General features: G+C 45.0%; 14 protein-coding genes and 1 other RNA gene. 6 read left to right on the top strand and 9 right to left on the bottom strand.

Going from position 1 to position 16,201, the window contains the following annotated elements; genetic code table 11:
- The first annotated feature begins 40 nt into the window (after nucleotides 1-40).
- The 5 genes from dpaL (at nucleotide 41) to ABID13_RS03800 (ending at nucleotide 6,635) form a co-directional block, all read left to right on the top strand.
- A complete protein-coding gene (dpaL, locus tag ABID13_RS03820) occupies nucleotides 41-1,249 on the top strand; it encodes a diaminopropionate ammonia-lyase (protein ID WP_007860324.1) in 1,209 nt (402 codons plus the stop codon).
- 109 nt (nucleotides 1,250-1,358) lie between these two features.
- Nucleotides 1,359-2,675 carry a YgeY family selenium metabolism-linked hydrolase gene (locus tag ABID13_RS03815; RefSeq protein ID WP_007860326.1) on the top strand — a complete coding sequence of 439 codons (1,317 nt, stop codon included), beginning with the start codon at nucleotides 1,359-1,361 and terminating at the stop codon, nucleotides 2,673-2,675.
- 288 nt (nucleotides 2,676-2,963) lie between these two features.
- The gene (gene ygeW / locus ABID13_RS03810; protein WP_048929777.1) at nucleotides 2,964-4,157 is read left to right on the top strand and encodes a knotted carbamoyltransferase YgeW; all 1,194 of its coding nucleotides are present in this window, start codon (nucleotides 2,964-2,966) and stop codon (nucleotides 4,155-4,157) included.
- Between the two features lie 139 nt (nucleotides 4,158-4,296).
- Nucleotides 4,297-5,244 (top strand): carbamate kinase, encoded by a 948-nt coding sequence (gene arcC, locus ABID13_RS03805; RefSeq protein WP_007860331.1) that lies wholly within the window; start codon nucleotides 4,297-4,299, stop codon nucleotides 5,242-5,244.
- Nucleotides 5,245-5,264: 20 nt separating this feature from the next.
- Nucleotides 5,265-6,635: a uracil-xanthine permease family protein gene (locus ABID13_RS03800; RefSeq protein ID WP_045094254.1), complete on the top strand. Its 1,371-nt coding sequence runs from the start codon at nucleotides 5,265-5,267 to the stop codon at nucleotides 6,633-6,635.
- Nucleotides 6,636-6,774: 139 nt separating this feature from the next.
- Here the strand turns inward: ABID13_RS03800 and ABID13_RS03795 are convergent, their stop codons facing one another.
- Nucleotides 6,775-7,656 carry a DMT family transporter gene (locus ABID13_RS03795; protein ID WP_007860335.1) on the bottom strand — a complete coding sequence of 294 codons (882 nt, stop codon included), beginning with the start codon at nucleotides 7,654-7,656 and terminating at the stop codon, nucleotides 6,775-6,777.
- A gap of 126 nt (nucleotides 7,657-7,782) precedes the next feature.
- Nucleotides 7,783-8,556 carry an SIMPL domain-containing protein gene (locus tag ABID13_RS03790; RefSeq protein WP_045094255.1) on the bottom strand — a complete coding sequence of 258 codons (774 nt, stop codon included), beginning with the start codon at nucleotides 8,554-8,556 and terminating at the stop codon, nucleotides 7,783-7,785.
- A gap of 230 nt (nucleotides 8,557-8,786) precedes the next feature.
- Between ABID13_RS03790 and ssrA the strand changes: the two genes are divergently transcribed.
- Nucleotides 8,787-9,126: a transfer-messenger RNA gene (gene ssrA / locus ABID13_RS03785) on the top strand.
- A gap of 124 nt (nucleotides 9,127-9,250) precedes the next feature.
- On the opposite strand, the gene ABID13_RS03780 is transcribed toward ssrA, so the two are convergent.
- The 7 genes from ABID13_RS03780 to ABID13_RS03750 form a co-directional block, all read right to left on the bottom strand.
- Complete coding sequence (locus ABID13_RS03780; protein WP_270279788.1) at nucleotides 9,251-9,418, bottom strand: helix-turn-helix domain-containing protein; 168 nt, start codon at nucleotides 9,416-9,418, stop codon at nucleotides 9,251-9,253.
- 2 nt (nucleotides 9,419-9,420) lie between these two features.
- Nucleotides 9,421-10,263, bottom strand: coding sequence for a carbohydrate ABC transporter permease (locus tag ABID13_RS03775; protein ID WP_045094161.1), 843 nt, complete (start codon nucleotides 10,261-10,263; stop codon nucleotides 9,421-9,423).
- A 3-nt stretch (nucleotides 10,264-10,266) separates the two neighbouring features.
- Nucleotides 10,267-11,172 carry a carbohydrate ABC transporter permease gene (locus tag ABID13_RS03770; RefSeq protein ID WP_048929778.1) on the bottom strand — a complete coding sequence of 302 codons (906 nt, stop codon included), beginning with the start codon at nucleotides 11,170-11,172 and terminating at the stop codon, nucleotides 10,267-10,269.
- A 64-nt stretch (nucleotides 11,173-11,236) separates the two neighbouring features.
- On the bottom strand, nucleotides 11,237-12,574 hold the full coding sequence (locus ABID13_RS03765; protein WP_048929779.1) for an ABC transporter substrate-binding protein: 1,338 nt from the start codon (nucleotides 12,572-12,574) through the stop codon (nucleotides 11,237-11,239).
- A 33-nt stretch (nucleotides 12,575-12,607) separates the two neighbouring features.
- Nucleotides 12,608-13,792 carry a trans-sulfuration enzyme family protein gene (locus ABID13_RS03760; RefSeq protein ID WP_007860343.1) on the bottom strand — a complete coding sequence of 395 codons (1,185 nt, stop codon included), beginning with the start codon at nucleotides 13,790-13,792 and terminating at the stop codon, nucleotides 12,608-12,610.
- A gap of 67 nt (nucleotides 13,793-13,859) precedes the next feature.
- Complete coding sequence (locus ABID13_RS03755; protein ID WP_007860344.1) at nucleotides 13,860-14,552, bottom strand: FadR/GntR family transcriptional regulator; 693 nt, start codon at nucleotides 14,550-14,552, stop codon at nucleotides 13,860-13,862.
- A 187-nt stretch (nucleotides 14,553-14,739) separates the two neighbouring features.
- On the bottom strand, nucleotides 14,740-15,693 hold the full coding sequence (locus tag ABID13_RS03750) for a hypothetical protein (protein ID WP_048929780.1): 954 nt from the start codon (nucleotides 15,691-15,693) through the stop codon (nucleotides 14,740-14,742).
- Nucleotides 15,694-16,201 lie beyond the last annotated feature (508 nt).

The following is a 16,201-nucleotide window of genomic DNA, read 5'->3' as shown; positions in this document are numbered from 1 at the left end:
ATAAAATCAATCAACGCACATACAAGGAGGATTATGTAAAATGGATCAGAAGATTCTATGGGCGGTCAATCATATGCCAAAGACAGATGATAAAAACCTGCCTATCATGGGACTTGAGGAGATAAAGAAGGCCAGGACCTTCCATGAAAGCTTTCCTCAGTACACCAAGACACCACTTACAAGGCTGGATCACATGGCCGGGTATCTGGGGGTAAAAGATGTTTTCCTGAAAGATGAGTCCTATCGATTCGGCCTGAACGCATTCAAGGTGCTGGGCGGTTCCTTTGCAATGGCCCGCTACATTGCCAGCGAGACCGGCAAGGATGTTTCTGAACTTCCCTACTCCGTCCTCACTTCTGACCAGTTAAAAAAGGAATTCGGCCAGGCAACCTTCTTTACAGCCACAGACGGAAACCACGGACGCGGGGTTGCATGGGCAGCCAACCGTTTAGGACAGAAAGCCGTTGTACATATGCCTAAGGGCTCCACTCAGACACGTCTTGAGAACATTGCCAAGGAAGGCGCACAGGTAGACATCCAGGAGATGAACTATGATGACTGTGTCCGTCTGGCAGCTAAGGAAGCGGATGAGACAGAGAGAGGCGTGATCGTACAGGATACCGCATGGGACGGCTACGAGGAGATTCCGGCCTGGATCATGCAGGGCTACGGCACCATGGCCATGGAGGCCGGCGAGCAGTTAAAGGAATACGGCTGTGAGCGCCCAACCCACATTTTCGTACAGGCAGGCGTTGGTTCCCTGGCAGGCGCTGTTGTGGGATACTTCTCCAACCTTTACGCTGACAACCCTCCCACATTCGTGGTTGTGGAAGCGGAAGCTGCTGCCTGCCTCTATAAGGGAGCTGCTGCCGGAGACGGCGCCATCCGCATTGTGGACGGCGATATGGAGACCATTATGGCAGGTCTTGCATGCGGCGAGCCAAACACCATTTCCTGGGATATCTTAAAGAACCATGTAAAAGTATTCATCGCCGCTCCCGACTGGGTAGCTGCTACAGGTATGCGCATGTTGGGCGCTCCCATCAAGGGCGATGCACCTGTTACCTCAGGTGAGTCCGGTGCTGCTCCATTCGGCGCACTGGCAGCCATGATGACCATGGATGAGTACAAGGATTTAAGAAGCGACATTGGACTGGATGAGAATTCCAAGGTCCTGCTCTTCTCCACTGAAGGCGATACGGATCCTGACCGTTACAAGAACATTGTATGGAAAGGTCTCGATAAATAATTACCCAATCACCATCAAAAACCCAATCACCACCGCTGCCCTGGGATCCCCCCCGTCAGGCGGCACCACCACTAATAAATACAGTATATATATGGAGGAAATGAAAACAATGAGTCTGGATTACGCAAAAATCAAAGAAGCTGCACAGAATTATGAGAAGGATATGACCAAGTTCTTACGCGATATCGTTAAGTTCCCGGGCGAGAGCTGCGATGAGAAGGCACACATTGACCGTATTGCTGAAGAGATGAGGAAACTGGAATTCACCAAGGTTGAGATCGACCCAATGGGCAATGTATTAGGCTACATGGGAACAGGCAAGACCCTGATTGGTTTTGACGCACATATTGATACCGTTGGTATCGGAAACAAGAACAACTGGAACTTTGATCCATATGAAGGTTATGAGAACGAGACAGAGATCGGCGGACGCGGTGTGTCTGACCAGTGCGGCGGTATTGTAAGTGCTGTTTACGGCGCTAAGATCATGAAGGATCTGGGATTGTTAAGCGACAAGTACACGGTTCTGGTAACCGGTACGGTTCAGGAAGAGGACTGTGATGGTCTTTGCTGGCAGTATATCATCAACGAAGATAAGGTCCGCCCTGACTTCGTTGTATCCACAGAGCCTACTGACGGCGGAATCTACCGCGGCCAGAGAGGACGTATGGAGATCCGTGTAGATGTTAAGGGTGTTTCCTGCCACGGTTCCGCTCCTGAGCGCGGCGACAATGCGATCTACAAGATGGCTGACATTCTTCAGGATGTGCGTGCGCTGAATGAGAACGATGCTGCTGATGACAAGGAAGTTAAGGGCCTTGTAAAGATGTTAGATGAGAAATTCAACCCTGAGTGGAAGGAAGCTAACTTCTTAGGACGCGGTACTGTTACTGTTTCCGAGATCTTCTTTACCTCCCCAAGCCGTTGTGCAGTTGCTGACTCCTGCGCCGTATCCCTGGACCGCCGTATGACAGCCGGTGAGACATGGGAGAGCTGCCTGGATGAGATCCGTGCCCTTCCTGCTGTTCAGAAGTATGGTGATGACGTTACCGTTTCCATGTATGAGTATTCCCGTCCTTCCTACAAGGGACTTACATACCCAATCGAGTGCTACTTCCCAACCTGGGTGATCCCGGAGGATCATGATGTAACCAAGGCTCTGGAAGATGCTTATAAGAACCTGTTCGGCAATGAGCGTATCGGCGTACCTGCTACCGAAGAGATGAGAAAAGCCCGTCCTCTGACAGATAAGTGGACCTTCTCCACCAACGGCGTTTCCATCATGGGACGTAACGGTATTCCTTGTATCGGCTTTGGACCTGGCGCTGAGGCTCAGGCTCATGCTCCCAACGAGATCACCTGGAAGCAGGATCTGGTTACATGTGCAGCCGTTTATGCAGCACTGCCAACTGTTTACTGCAAGTAATTGTTTCTCTTAATTTAGATTATTGTCCGCAGGGCGACTTTGCCGGCCGCCACTCAGTGTGGTGCCTCCCTCTGGTCCGCAGTGCCATCTTCTTGGCCTGTGGGGCGGCCAAAAAGCATAGGGCATTTTATGTTCGCTCTGCTCATTCGTATACCATTTTCCATGAAGTCCTAGTGACCTGTTGGGATTTCGGCGGCTTATGCTGAAAGCCGCCGAAGAACTCCAGGCCCAGGCATCCAAACGGTACCCCAAAAATTAATATAAAACATAATAAAAGGAGTCAATCAAATGAAAACATTACAGGATTACATTGATAAGTTAAACAAGCTCAACTTTAAGGAAATGTACGAGAACGATTTCTTCCTCACATGGGAGAAAACAGACGAAGAACTGGAAGCTGTCTGGACCGTTGCCGATGCTCTGCGCTATATGAGAGAGAACAATATTTCCACAAAGGTATTTGAAAGCGGCCTGGGTATCTCCTTATTCCGCGATAACTCCACACGTACACGTTTCTCCTTCGCTTCCGCATGTAACCTGTTAGGTCTGGAAGTTCAGGATCTGGACGAGGGCAAGAGCCAGGTAGCTCACGGCGAGACTGTTCGTGAGACAGCTAACATGATCTCCTTCATGGCTGACGTGATCGGTATCCGCGATGACATGTACATCGGCAAGGGAAATGCCTACATGCACGAAGTAGTTGACGCTGTTACTCAGGGCCACAAGGATGGTATCCTGGAGCAGAAACCAACCCTGGTTAACTTACAGTGTGATATTGACCACCCAACACAGTGTATGGCTGATATGCTGCACATCATCCATGAGTTCGGCGGCGTAGAGAACTTAAAGGGTAAGAAGTTAGCTATGACATGGGCTTACTCTCCTTCCTACGGCAAGCCGCTCTCCGTTCCTCAGGGCGTTGTAGGCCTGATGACACGTATGGGTATGGAAGTTGTTCTGGCTCATCCGGAAGGCTACGAGATCATGCCTGAGGTTGAGGAAGTTGCAAGAAAGAACGCTGAGAAGACCGGCGGATCCTTCCGTGTATCCCACGACATGGCTGACGCATTCAAGGATGCTGATATCGTATATCCAAAGAGCTGGGCTCCATTTGCCGCTATGGAAAAGAGAACCAATCTGTACGCAGAGGGTGATTCCGATGGCATCAAGGCTCTGGAGAAAGAACTGCTGGCTCAGAACGCAGAGCACAAAGACTGGTGCTGTACCGAAGAGCTGATGAAGACCACCAAGGACGGAAAAGCTCTGTACCTGCACTGCTTACCAGCTGACATCAATGATGTAAGCTGCAAGGACGGCGAGGTTGAGGCATCTGTATTTGACCGTTACCGTGATCCTCTGTACAAGGAAGCAAGTTACAAGCCATATGTGATCGCTGCTATGATCATGTTAGCTAAGTTTGCAGATCCAGCTGAAATCTTAAAGAAACTGGAAGAAAAAGGAACTCCTAGAGTATTTAAATAAATCCCAAACTCATTCGTAGTACATTGTAGGGGCTGCCGGACAACGGTCCTGCAGCCCTTTTTGTCTCCAAAATAAGTTGTATTGTGCAAATAACAATGCGGGATACCCTCATATCCCGCCTATAAAGGGGAATTTCACTATGGAAAACAAGAAAAAACGTATTGTCATCGCATTGGGCGGCAACGCTCTTGGCAACACACTTCCTGAGCAGATGATAGCTGTTAAGATTACCGCTAAAGCTATTGTGGACCTCATTGAAGAAGGTTGCGAAGTCATTGTAGCCCATGGCAATGGCCCGCAGGTGGGCATGATCAACAATGCCATGGCCGCGCTGAGCCGCGAAGACGCAAACCAGCCTAACACTCCCCTCTCCGTCTGTGTTGCAATGAGCCAGGCATATATCGGCTATGACCTTCAGAATGCACTGAGAGAGGAACTCTACAACCGCGAGATGTACAATATCCCGGTTGCTACCATGATCACACAGGTACGTGTGGATGCAGAAGATCCTGCATTTGACACTCCCAGCAAACCAATCGGACACTTCATGACCGAGGAACAGGCCAAGATCGCATCCGAGAAATACGGATACATCATGAAGGAGGACGCAGGACGCGGTTACCGGCGTGTGGTCGCCTCTCCAAAGCCTGCTGAAATTGTTGAAATCGGCGCTATCCGCTCCCTGGTTGACTCGGGTCAGCTTGTCATCGCATGCGGCGGCGGCGGCATTCCGGTTACCCGTCAGGGCAACCATTTAAAGGGCGCCAGCGCCGTTATCGACAAGGACTTTGCCAGTGAACTGTTAGCAGAGGAACTGAACGCTGATTTCTTAATCATCCTCACTGCAGTGGAAAAGGTAGCTATCAACTTCGGAAAACCGGAAGAAAAGTGGTTGGATAATCTCACACCGGACCAGGCCCATGTATACATGGAAGAGGGACATTTTGCCCCCGGCTCCATGCTGCCAAAGGTTCAGGCCGCTGTGAAATTCGCAGAGTCCAAAGATGGACGTACTGCACTCATAACCTTGCTTGAAAAAGCAAAAGAGGGAATCCAAGGACTGACCGGAACTCACATTCATCAATAATCCTAAGGAGGAACTCATATATGAATCAGGCCGGTAATCAATCAGCTTTATTTGACTATTATGGAAAACCCAGTTTTTCTCAGGCATTCCCACTTGCAATGCAGCATGTGGTGGCCGCAATCGTGGGGTGCGTAACCCCCGCCATTATCGTATCAGGAGCAGCAGGGCTAGATCCCACTGATAAAGTTTTTTTAATTCAGGCAGCCCTAGTAGTGGCAGGTTTAGCCACACTTTTACAGCTTTTCCCCATCGGCAATAAGAACGGTCTTCATATCGGAGCCGCCCTTCCTGTGATCATGGGTGTGAGTTTTGCATATGTCCCCAGTATGCAGGCCATTGCAGGCCATGAAAGCGGACTGGGGGTTCCGATGATATTAGGCGCCCAGATTGTCGGCGGCATAGTGGCAATTATTGTTGGCTTTTCTATTAAAAAGATACGTAAGCTGTTCCCGCCATTGATCGCTGGTACGGTTGTATTCACCATTGGTCTTTCCTTATATCCCACTGCTGTCAACTACATGGCAGGCGGAGCAGGCAAACCGCTGGCAAGCGAGATCGGCAAACTGGGCTTTGGCTCATGGCAGAACTGGACAACTGCGTTGATTACTTTAGCCGTAGTTACCGTTTTAAATCATTACACCAAAGGCATATTAAAGCTGGCTTCCATCCTCATTGGCGTTATCGTTGGTTACGTTGTTGCCCTGGGCTTTGGACTGGTTGACTTTAGCGGCGTTGCCTCGGCTGGACTTTTCCAGTTCCCAACCCCGCTGCACTTTGGAGTTGTATTTGACCCATCTTCCTGCGTTGCCATCGGTCTTTTATTTGCCATCAACTCAATCCAGGCAATCGGTGACTTTTCCGCAACCACCACCGGCTCCATGGACCGTATGCCGGAGGACAAGGAGCTTCAGGGAGGTATTGTGGGTTACGGTATCTCCAATATCATAGGCGCTGTGCTGGGCGGACTTCCAACCGCCACCTACAGCCAGAACGTAGGAATTGTAGTAACCACCAAGGTAATCAACCGCATTGTTCTTGGAATGGCAGCCGTCATCCTGCTGGTTGCAGGCCTGATTCCCAAGTTCTCAGCAGTCTTAACCACCATTCCCCAGTGCGTACTGGGCGGTGCTACCATCACAGTATTTGCATCCATTGCCATGACCGGTATCAAATTAGTCATGACAGAGGACATGAATTACCGCAATACCTCCATCGTAGGCCTTTCCGTTGCATTAGGAATGGGCGTTACACAGGCGGCCAATTCCCTGGCAGCATTCCCTGACTGGGCCACCACCATCTTTGGCAAGTCCCCTGTTGTGGTTGCAACCTGTGTGGCAATCCTGCTGAATGTGATTCTTCCAAGGGAGAATGCAGCGGCTAAAAAGAATTAATCCTCATAATTGTAATGGTGATATATGATAAGAAAAATGCCTCCGGCCTGATCTGCACGGCCGGGGGCATTTTTCTTGTTCTTTTTCCCATTTTTCCTATACTGCCTACTTTTCCTATACTGCAGCCATTGCAGCCACATCACCCCTTTGGCGCAGTTCGCTTTTCCATCACGCTAACCACCACTCCCACGCAGATCAGCACACCGCCCACCACAAAATTCCAGGTAAGCACTTCGTGGAGAAGCAGCACTCCCAGGATGGATGAAGTCAGGGGCTGAAGAGGATAAAACATGGAACACACGCTGGCATCCAGAAGCTTAAGGGCCATATTCCACAGTGTATGGGCCACTGCTGTTCCCACCACTCCCAGGTAGATACAGGACAGAACCGCTGTCCTGTTAATAACAGGAGGCTGCCCCATCGATTCCACAATGGCCGCGGGAACGGTGAAAATAAGGGCGATCCCCAACCCATAGAGTGCGATCTGTACCGGGTCATATCCGCCTGAAACCTTTCTGATAGCCACGGAAGCTGTGGACCACAACAGGACGGAGCACACAGAGGCCAGAACCCCTGCCATACTGATAGAGCCTCCTCCAATCCCCAGGATGATATATACGCCCACAATGGATATGCAGATGCTTACAATATGCTTTTTCTGTATCTTCTCCTTGAGGAAAATGGCTGCCAGCAGAGAGATGGTAATGGGGTTCATTCCATTGATCAGAGATGCCAGGGACGCGTCCAGCAGTTTTGTCCCCACCAGCTGGCATGTGATGGAAACAAAATAGCCCAGACCGCCCACGATCCAGATATATTTCCAGTGTCCCCTTTCTATGGGGCGCCTTGTTTTTCTAACCTTCAGCAGAATGCATAAAGCCGCTCCCGCAACCACGTAACGGACACAGAGCACCGTTACCGGTCCCATGGTTTCCAGGGCATATTTGCTGGCTATGTATACGCTTCCCCAGATAAAAGTGGTGATCACCAGGTATAGATAACCGATTCGGTTTTTCATCATTTACTCTCCTGTCCCCTGATTGATATGATCCAGGGCCAACATTGTAAATCATAATATATTTGCTGGAAAATATCAATATAAAACAGCGCCAGAAAAATCGTTTCCAGCGCTGTTATTTTTATCAGATTACTGAATCTCGTAATCCACCGTCACCTGGGCCTCCACACTGACCTCACCGGGCATGACCGCCATATCTGCTGCGGCAGCCATGGTCTCCGCTTTTGCGGCACCGGCTCCGCTGAAGGATGAATTTCTCACATAGGGGTTATATCCAAACTCCTCCACATGGGCAACGCCCACAATGCTCTTCCCGCTGGCTTCTGCCAGCGCATCCGCCTTGGCCTTTGCCACGGCCATGGCTCCTTTTAAAGCCTCCTGGTAGCTTGCATCATAGTTGCTGGAGAAATAGCTCACTGAATCGATTCCGTTCACTCCTGCTGCCACTGATTCGGATATAATGGTTCCTGCCTTGTCAATGGGGATATTCGACACGGTCAAACGGGTGGTCATCTCATACCCGGTCACCTCTTTATTGGATGAATTCCAGTCATAGATAGGATTCAGGCCGTAGGAAGAGGTCTGGATGGACTTTTCCTCCACGCCCAGGGACTTTAATGTCTCAATGGCCGCACTTAAATCTTTGTTGTTCTGCTCCTGGCACGCTGCCGCCGTATCCTTGCTGCTGTAAATGGAATATTCGATCTCCGCCATGTCCGGCACTACCTTTACCTCTTCCCTGCCTGTGACCGTGATCTTATTGCCGGTACTGTCCACGTTCTGTACCTTTAAAGTATCCGGGAACTGTGTCCCGGCTGCACAGCCTCCCAGGCCAAAGGTCACCGCTGCCATGGCTGCTGTCAATCCTGCCGCATATGCTGTTTTCTTCATGTTCATTTTCATAATTACCTCCCTTTCTTCCGGTTGACGAAAGATATTATCTGTTATCCCTATATTACCAGAAAGTGGAGATGATGGTATTTCTTTTCTCTTAAATAATAGGTGGATTTTGTTTACAAAGTTTCTACGAATTTATTTCGCCGGCCGCCCTTGACAGTTACCACAGAAACTGCTATTATGTAGGAAGCGCACGATTCGTTAGCATACCAGTCCTATGTATTTCTGATCATTCAGGGGTTGTACTGGTTTCGACGGGGGTCATGCAGCTGGTGAAGCTATCCCCATGCGATGGGTTAAATGGCAAAAATAAATATAAACGCTAACGACGAATTAGCTTACGCTGCCTAATGGCAGCTGTCAGCCTTAGAGCACTCACACTTTAAGAACCTGGCATCGACTATGTGAGAAACGACTTATGCAAAGCTTTGAGCATAGGGTCGTATCATGAAGCTACTAAAGCCATCCGGGTGTCCTTTCTCTGATGGTGGAGGGAATGTCAAATAAAGGACTATGATAGTAGAAGAACAGGGAATTGGTTTTCGGACAGGGGTTCGATTCCCCTCAGCTCCATGCTGGATAATGTCGGATAATCCTTATTTTATAAGGGTTTCCGGCATTTTCTTTTTAGAAGGAGCATTACTGGCATGTCTGTTGTGTGAGTAGATTCCAGATTCCTTCATTACTCCCGATCACGATTCTATTCTTCCTCCACAAACTCTACAATATCTTGAAGCTCACATTTAATGATCCTGCATAGCTTTTCAGCTGTAAGCATGGTTATATTTTGATTATGTTTCAAATTATAAATCATCCGACTGTCAATCCCTTTTTTGATCAATTGATATATCCCCCTGTTTCTAAGCACACCTATCCTTTAACGGACCCTGCAGTTAACCCTTCTATCATATATTTCTGGGCAACAGAAAATAGTAGTATTGTGGGTATTAATGCCATTACTGTTCCAGCTGCCATTTCTCCCCATTTTATGTCGTACTTCAAAATCAAAGCATTTAACCCTACCGGGATTGTTTTATACTTATCCTTATCAATAAACATGATTGCCATAAATAACTCATTCCAGGAATTAATAAAGGCAAATATAAATGTTGCTGCAATTCCTGGTTTCATAACAGGTATGATAATCTTTCTTAGTGCCGCACCATAGCTGCAACCATCAATCCATGCTGCTTCTTCTAATGTTGAAGAAATTCCGTCAAAAAAACCTCTTAATGTAACCACTGAAAACGGAATCATCATATTTGTATACAACAATGCCATTACCCATATATTATTTAGCATATGGTGTTTTGAAAGCATTTGATATAACGATGGCAACATTATAAACGTGGGAATCATCTGCGTAATTAGATAAAATAACAACAATGGACTTTTCAACCTGAATTTAAATCTTGAAAGAATGTAACCCGCACCAATTCCAATCATACTCGCAAAGGTTGCTGCAACAGTTGACACCAAAAGGGAATTACTCATATACCTTCCAAAATTGCCTTTCCATAACATTGAAATATAATTAACCAGGCTGGGCTTTTGTGGTAAATATTGAACCGGAAATGCATAAATCTCTGCCTGACTGCCCTTTAATGAAGTCACCAGCATCCAAAAAAAGGGGAACATGACAATTACCAAAAATAATAATAAAACGCCATATTTAAAAAAATCCAGAATAAACTTACTATATTTTCTATCCATGCCTTAATCCTCCGAATTTATGCGCTTAGTGGCTATTAAGTAGATTATGGTAAAGATGATCAAGAATAAAATGGATAATAATCCAACAGAAGAAGCTAAACCATAATCCAAACTCTGGACCAATTGCATCATATACGAAGTGACAATATGGGACGAACCAGCTGGCCCACCTTGTGTCATTGAATATATTAAATCGGGAAAATTAAAAATCCATATTGTCCTCATTAATACAGTCAGCAATAAAACGGATTGAATGGATGGCACTGTGATATTCCAGAACTTTCCAAATGCGCTGGCACCGTCCACACTGGCTGCCTCATATAAATCTTCGGAGACGCCTCTTAATGCTGCGGTAATCATAATTGTAAAAAATGGAACTCCATACCATATATTGGCTACAATACAAGATAATAAAGCTGTATTTTTATCGGCCAACCATCCAATCGGCTCACTTATAATTCCTATACGGCTTAGAATATCGTTAATCACACCTGATGTACCATTAAACATCCATCGCCATATAATACCAATGACAAATCCCGAAACAGCCCAGGGAAAGAATACTAAACCCTGATAAATTCCGGATCCCTTGAACTTTTTCTTGAGTAAAAGAGCAACACCAAAACCAATCAAAAACTGAAAAAGCAATGAAACGCAAACCCACTTTACAGTATTTCCTAATATCACATAAAACGAATTACTCGCATTCGGCATAAACAATTTTTTAAAATTACCGAATCCGATCCATCGGATATTTCCTATATCCATAAGATTATAGCTTTGAAAAGCCATAATACTTCCTTTAATCATTGGATAGTATGTAAAAATTATTGGAAGAACAATAGAAGGGATAAGTAATAGGATAATGTACGCTCTTTTTTTCCGTTCCATTTTACCAATACCATTCATCTTTTCCGTATCTCCTTTTTCCTATATGAGGGAGAGGTAATTTTCACCTCTCCCGGGTTTATGTTTAATACTTTCTTCCCTCCTGCTGATATGCATCCTTCCAAAAATCATCCAGCCACTTCAATAGATCATCCGTGCTTATTTCCTCAGTTAACCACTTTTGATACATCGTATCCACATTCGTTTTATAGGTGGCATATGCGTTATACATCATTGGTTGAGTAGCACAGCGATAAACCTCCCCCTTTTCAGCCATGTCCATATAGATTGAGAATCTACCCTCTTTGAAAAAACTGTCAAGCTCAGGTGCATTGGAATGAATTGGAATTGTAGCATAATTTTTTGCAAAATATGTGTTATTTTCGGGATTAGACAGATACAGTATAAAGTCTGATACCTCATCCGGATGTTCTGTAAATGAAGTCATTGCCCAGCCAGCAAATCCATTTGGGAAAACCGCCTGTCCTGATGGACCTACCGGAAACTGGATTAATTCCCACTGTTCTTCACTCATATCTGCTTCACAAGATGCAATGACCTCTGGGTCCTGTATCAGCATGGCTGTTGTTCCGCCAACAAAACCCTGAACCATCTCCGCAAATCCCCATGCAATTGAGTCCTTTGGAGAGCAATCTGTATATAAAGATTTATAGAATTCCAGTGCTTCTTTTGTTTCCGGCAACGTAAAGATCGTTTCCCCCTCTTTCTCTTTCAAATAATATCCTGCATCCGGATTTGCCAATAGATCTGTTCCAATATAACTCCATATCACAGTATCCGCATACTGATGTCCCAATGTGCTGCCACGGAATGCAAAGCCAAACCGGTTCTTACTTGAATCAGTTAATTCTACTCCTGCGTCATGAATATCCTGCCAGGTCTTAGGCAACTCAAGATTGTTTTCTTTAAACCAATCTGCCCTGCAATATAGTCCTCTCCATAAAAACCCATAAGGGATTAAATATGCCTTATCCCCAGTTTTATAAATAGCCGAATTGGCTGCGCTGGTTAAGGTATCCTTATTTTCCCATTGATCCAGCCATTGATCCAGTGGCTGGATCCATTGGTTATTCACATACTGTGTGATCGTCAAATCCCTTGTCTCCACAATATCTACTCCTGATCCACTCATCAGCATCTGTGTGATTTTATTATCGGCATTTTCCAGTGGCGGAGAAATAATTTCAATGGATATATTGGGATGTTCCTGCTCATACTTATCTGCAATTTCACGGATAATAGCAGTTCGATCCGGACTGGTCAGAGATTCAACCATTGTAATAACAATGTTTTCTTCTCTTTTCATACTGTCTGTTTCCTGTTTAACTGCCGATCCCCCGCATCCTGTCAACATTCCTGCACCCATTGCTAACGTTAACATTGTTGCAACCATCTTCTTCATACATTATATCCTCCTTCATTTTTGTTTTTGTTATCATAAGATTGAAAAGGCCTTCTCCAAATCCGCGATCAATAGGTCATCTCCTTCCAGTCCGCAGTGTATGCGTATAATATTAGCAGAGGCCCCCAGCCATGAAGCTTCCTGATCTGTCATTCTTGCATATGGCATCTCCACCAGACTTTCAAAGCCACCCCATGATACCCCGATTTTAAATATTGAAAGCGCTTGACAAAACTTTTTTGTCTGTTCCATCGTACTGTCAATTTCAAAACTCATAAGACCACAATTACCCTTTTGTTGTTTTTTCATCAAATCATATTGTGGAAAGGACGGTAAGCCTGGATAATTTACGGTTTTTACCCTGGGGTGCTTATCTAAAAATGCAGCAACTGCCATTGCATTTTTTTCATGCTGCCTTAGACGGACCTCAATTGTACGTAATCCCCGGATTGCCAGCCATGCCTCCATTGGTCCTAATATGCCTCCATACAATTCTCTATGAAGCATCAGTTTTTTTAATAAATCCTCATCGTTTGCAATTAAAACACCACCTATAATGTCGCTATGTCCGCCTATGTATTTGGACATTGTGTGCATAACTATATCTACCCCTAAATCTAACGGATTTTGAAAAATCGGTGTACAGTACGTATTATCAATATAGGTTTTTGCATTATGTTTTCTGGCTATCTGTACTACCTTGGATATATCCTGCAAACTCATCACGATTGATGAAGGACTCTCCAGTACAATCAAATCGGTATTATCAGTAACAGCATCCTCAAACTCTTCAATAAGATCACCTTTTACAAATGTTACGTTCATCTGGAAATATTCTTTACAATACTGGGTAAGAAACGTATTTAGCGGTCCATATACATTTCTGACACAGACAATATGGGCGCCCGCATGGCATACGGACATTACAGCGGTTGTCGCCGCAGCCATACCGGATGAATACACAAATGCTTTGGTACCATGTTCCAATGCCGCGATCTTATCTTCCAGAATTCTAACTGTAGGATTCTGCACCCTCCCATATACATAAACATGCTTGTCATTTTTATCACTGTCAAAATATGCATCAATAGATGGAAATACATTTAATGAATTCAAAAAGACAGGCGGCACAATTGCATTGTAATAATTTTCATATTCCTCTCCATAATGGGTCTCAATCAATCTGGAGTCTTCCAAATACTTACTTTGATCTGTCATCTTTCTTTCCTTTCTTTGTGAGGTATATTCTATGTGCTATATGCTATATTATAGCTTAAATTAAAAACTATTTAATACCTGCATTTTCTAACTCTCTCCGTATATCTTTGATGATCTCTTCATTCGCATTCAGAGCGCGCTTTAAATTCCGGTCTTTTATGGCCTTATATAATTCTAAATGGTACGGCATACCTTCTTCAAATGGATTTTCTATGTCCAGTGGATCATTCCAAAAAGCATCAAATAAGTCGCTTAGAGTTGTCATCATTTGATACATCACACTGTTATGGCAGCACATATAAATCTTATAATGAAAATTCCGGTCCTCGTTGCGCTTTTCTTCTTTCTTATAAAATTTATCCATTAAAATATCTGTGATTTGACCTAACTCAGAAATCTCCGCTTCCGTTATTCTCCTCACAACCATTTTAATGATTTCACGTTCTAATACATGGCGCACTTCCAATGCTTCCAAAAGCCGCTCTTTCTCTTTGTGAAAACCGATTGACAACTGGATAAAATCATTTCCATAATTAGATCCGACAAAAACGCCTTTTCCATTCCGTACTTCTAGTAACCCCTGCGCCTCCAGAGTTTTTATGGCTTCTCTCAAGGAGGTCCTGCTCACCCCCATTATCTCAACCATTTCCCCTTGTGAGGGAAGTTTGTCACCTCTTATCAGTCCTTCTTCCTTTATGTAATCCTGAATATATTTTGTTATTTCAGACTGCAATGAAACCCTTTGTATTTTACGGTGCATATATTGTCCTCTCAATGTAAATCGCACAATTTACACATAATTATTTTTTTCAATATACTATCTTCTTATCAAAATGTCAATATATTCCACAATATAAATGCTTTTTTATCTGCTTTTCCCAAATTATAGCAGCCATTATTGTGCAATAATTTTTTTTATCACACCTCAGCCAAGAGGATCTTTCCCCTTATCTTTGTATCTCAAACGTGCCCAGGATTTTATCAATATCGCGTTTCAGCGCAGCATTTGTGCGCCCTGTTATGACCATGGCCATATATACTTTGTTATTATATTCAAAGCTTATGCCATTCATATAGGCGATCATTTTATAATCCTTATTGATGTTCTTCTCAACACTTCTGGTATATTCTATTCCATCTATCGTATATGTCTCTTCGCTTATGATCTCATTCACATAATCATCCGTCTCAGGATAACCGCCCGGCTCTCCCTCAAACATTACCACGATCATCCGTCTTCCCGTACCGGTGATCACATGCATCACACCGGTTGTATCATAAAACTTATCCCCTTCTTCAGAATTACCCGGCATTAACATGGACACGCCGGAATTTGCCAGTTCACGCCGCTGCCATGCGGTAAGATCTTCCGGCTGCTCATACCGCATAAATGCATGGGAAGTGACAACTAAGCCTGATATGGCAATCAGCCCGGCAATTACTTTGGACGGTATTTTCCTTTTCCCCTTATATTCATCCTCCGGTAAAACCTCCGCCTTATCAACCATGACCGCCATTGCCAGACAGCTGATCACCGCCAATGGGACTATGTACAGGATAAAATATACCACCCATAACATGACGTGGTCAGGGGACGGAAGCATCATACAAAAATATAATAACACGGAAAATATTGCCGCCAATACACTTGTTAATGCATATATCAGGCCAATGGCCCGATTCTTCCTCACGCTGCTGTCAGGCAGGAAATATAACAGCATAAGCGCTGTTCCGGCCAAAGACTCATACCATATGGGGCATTGCCCCATCTCCAGTATGTAAGGCTGACCTACCATTGATGACAGGAACTCACTGACCATTGCAGCCAGAATGGTAAGCAGTCCATTTATAAACGCCGCTCTTTTTAAATAAACTATCTTTTTATCTAAGCGATCCACCATTACCCCCATAAATCACAGTCAAAAATTCTGTAACAATGACCTTATCCCATAGAATGCATCATGCCTGCTGACACAGGGAACCATATCCCTAAGTTAGCAGGCCGGTGCATTGCATAAAGTGAATTTATTATATCTGAACCAATGGCAAAAGTCAAACCTCCCCGCCCTTTTTTAGATGCCCCCCCCCCCAGCTTCCGCTGCTTTGGAATTTTTTCCTGCCGCCATTGCCGGAAGACTGCACACCAACAGCAGGGTGACTGAAGATTGCTCTCAGTCACCCTGCTGTTTATCTTTTATTCATTATTTCGCTGTTTCCCGTTCCAAACGCCATCATTGTCTACATACCAGCCATCGATCCAGGTATTTGTTAACAGTTTGCCTAATGTTCCATCGGAAACCTCGTTAAAGTAATACCACTTTCCATCAATTTGATGCCAGCCCACATACATATATCCCTGGGTTCCGTCAGAGTATGGATGGAGATAGAACACATGATCTCCGTCCCTAA

Source organism: Enterocloster citroniae, from assembly GCF_040545455.1.
Taxonomy (GTDB): domain Bacteria; phylum Bacillota; class Clostridia; order Lachnospirales; family Lachnospiraceae; genus Enterocloster; species Enterocloster citroniae.
Note: the sequence above shows the minus strand (reverse complement) of the source record. Positions and strands in the feature narration are given on the sequence as shown.

Excerpts from the sequence above, each read along its gene's own strand:
- dpaL (WP_007860324.1), top strand. The coding sequence starts at position 41 with ATGGATCAGAAGATTCTATGGGCGGTCAATCATATGCCAAAGACAGAT.
- ABID13_RS03790 (WP_045094255.1), bottom strand. The coding sequence starts at position 8,556 with ATGAAAATGAACATGAAGAAAACAGCATATGCGGCAGGATTGACAGCA.
- arcC (WP_007860331.1), top strand. The coding sequence starts at position 4,297 with ATGGAAAACAAGAAAAAACGTATTGTCATCGCATTGGGCGGCAACGCT.
- ygeW (WP_048929777.1), top strand. The coding sequence starts at position 2,964 with ATGAAAACATTACAGGATTACATTGATAAGTTAAACAAGCTCAACTTT.
- ABID13_RS03795 (WP_007860335.1), bottom strand. The coding sequence starts at position 7,656 with ATGATGAAAAACCGAATCGGTTATCTATACCTGGTGATCACCACTTTT.
- ABID13_RS03775 (WP_045094161.1), bottom strand. The coding sequence starts at position 10,263 with ATGGATAGAAAATATAGTAAGTTTATTCTGGATTTTTTTAAATATGGC.
- ABID13_RS03815 (WP_007860326.1), top strand. The coding sequence starts at position 1,359 with ATGAGTCTGGATTACGCAAAAATCAAAGAAGCTGCACAGAATTATGAG.
- ABID13_RS03755 (WP_007860344.1), bottom strand. The coding sequence starts at position 14,552 with ATGCACCGTAAAATACAAAGGGTTTCATTGCAGTCTGAAATAACAAAA.
- ABID13_RS03770 (WP_048929778.1), bottom strand. The coding sequence starts at position 11,172 with ATGAATGGTATTGGTAAAATGGAACGGAAAAAAAGAGCGTACATTATC.
- ABID13_RS03800 (WP_045094254.1), top strand. The coding sequence starts at position 5,265 with ATGAATCAGGCCGGTAATCAATCAGCTTTATTTGACTATTATGGAAAA.
- ABID13_RS03760 (WP_007860343.1), bottom strand. The coding sequence starts at position 13,792 with ATGACAGATCAAAGTAAGTATTTGGAAGACTCCAGATTGATTGAGACC.
- ABID13_RS03750 (WP_048929780.1), bottom strand. The coding sequence starts at position 15,693 with ATGGTGGATCGCTTAGATAAAAAGATAGTTTATTTAAAAAGAGCGGCG.
- ABID13_RS03765 (WP_048929779.1), bottom strand. The coding sequence starts at position 12,574 with ATGAAGAAGATGGTTGCAACAATGTTAACGTTAGCAATGGGTGCAGGA.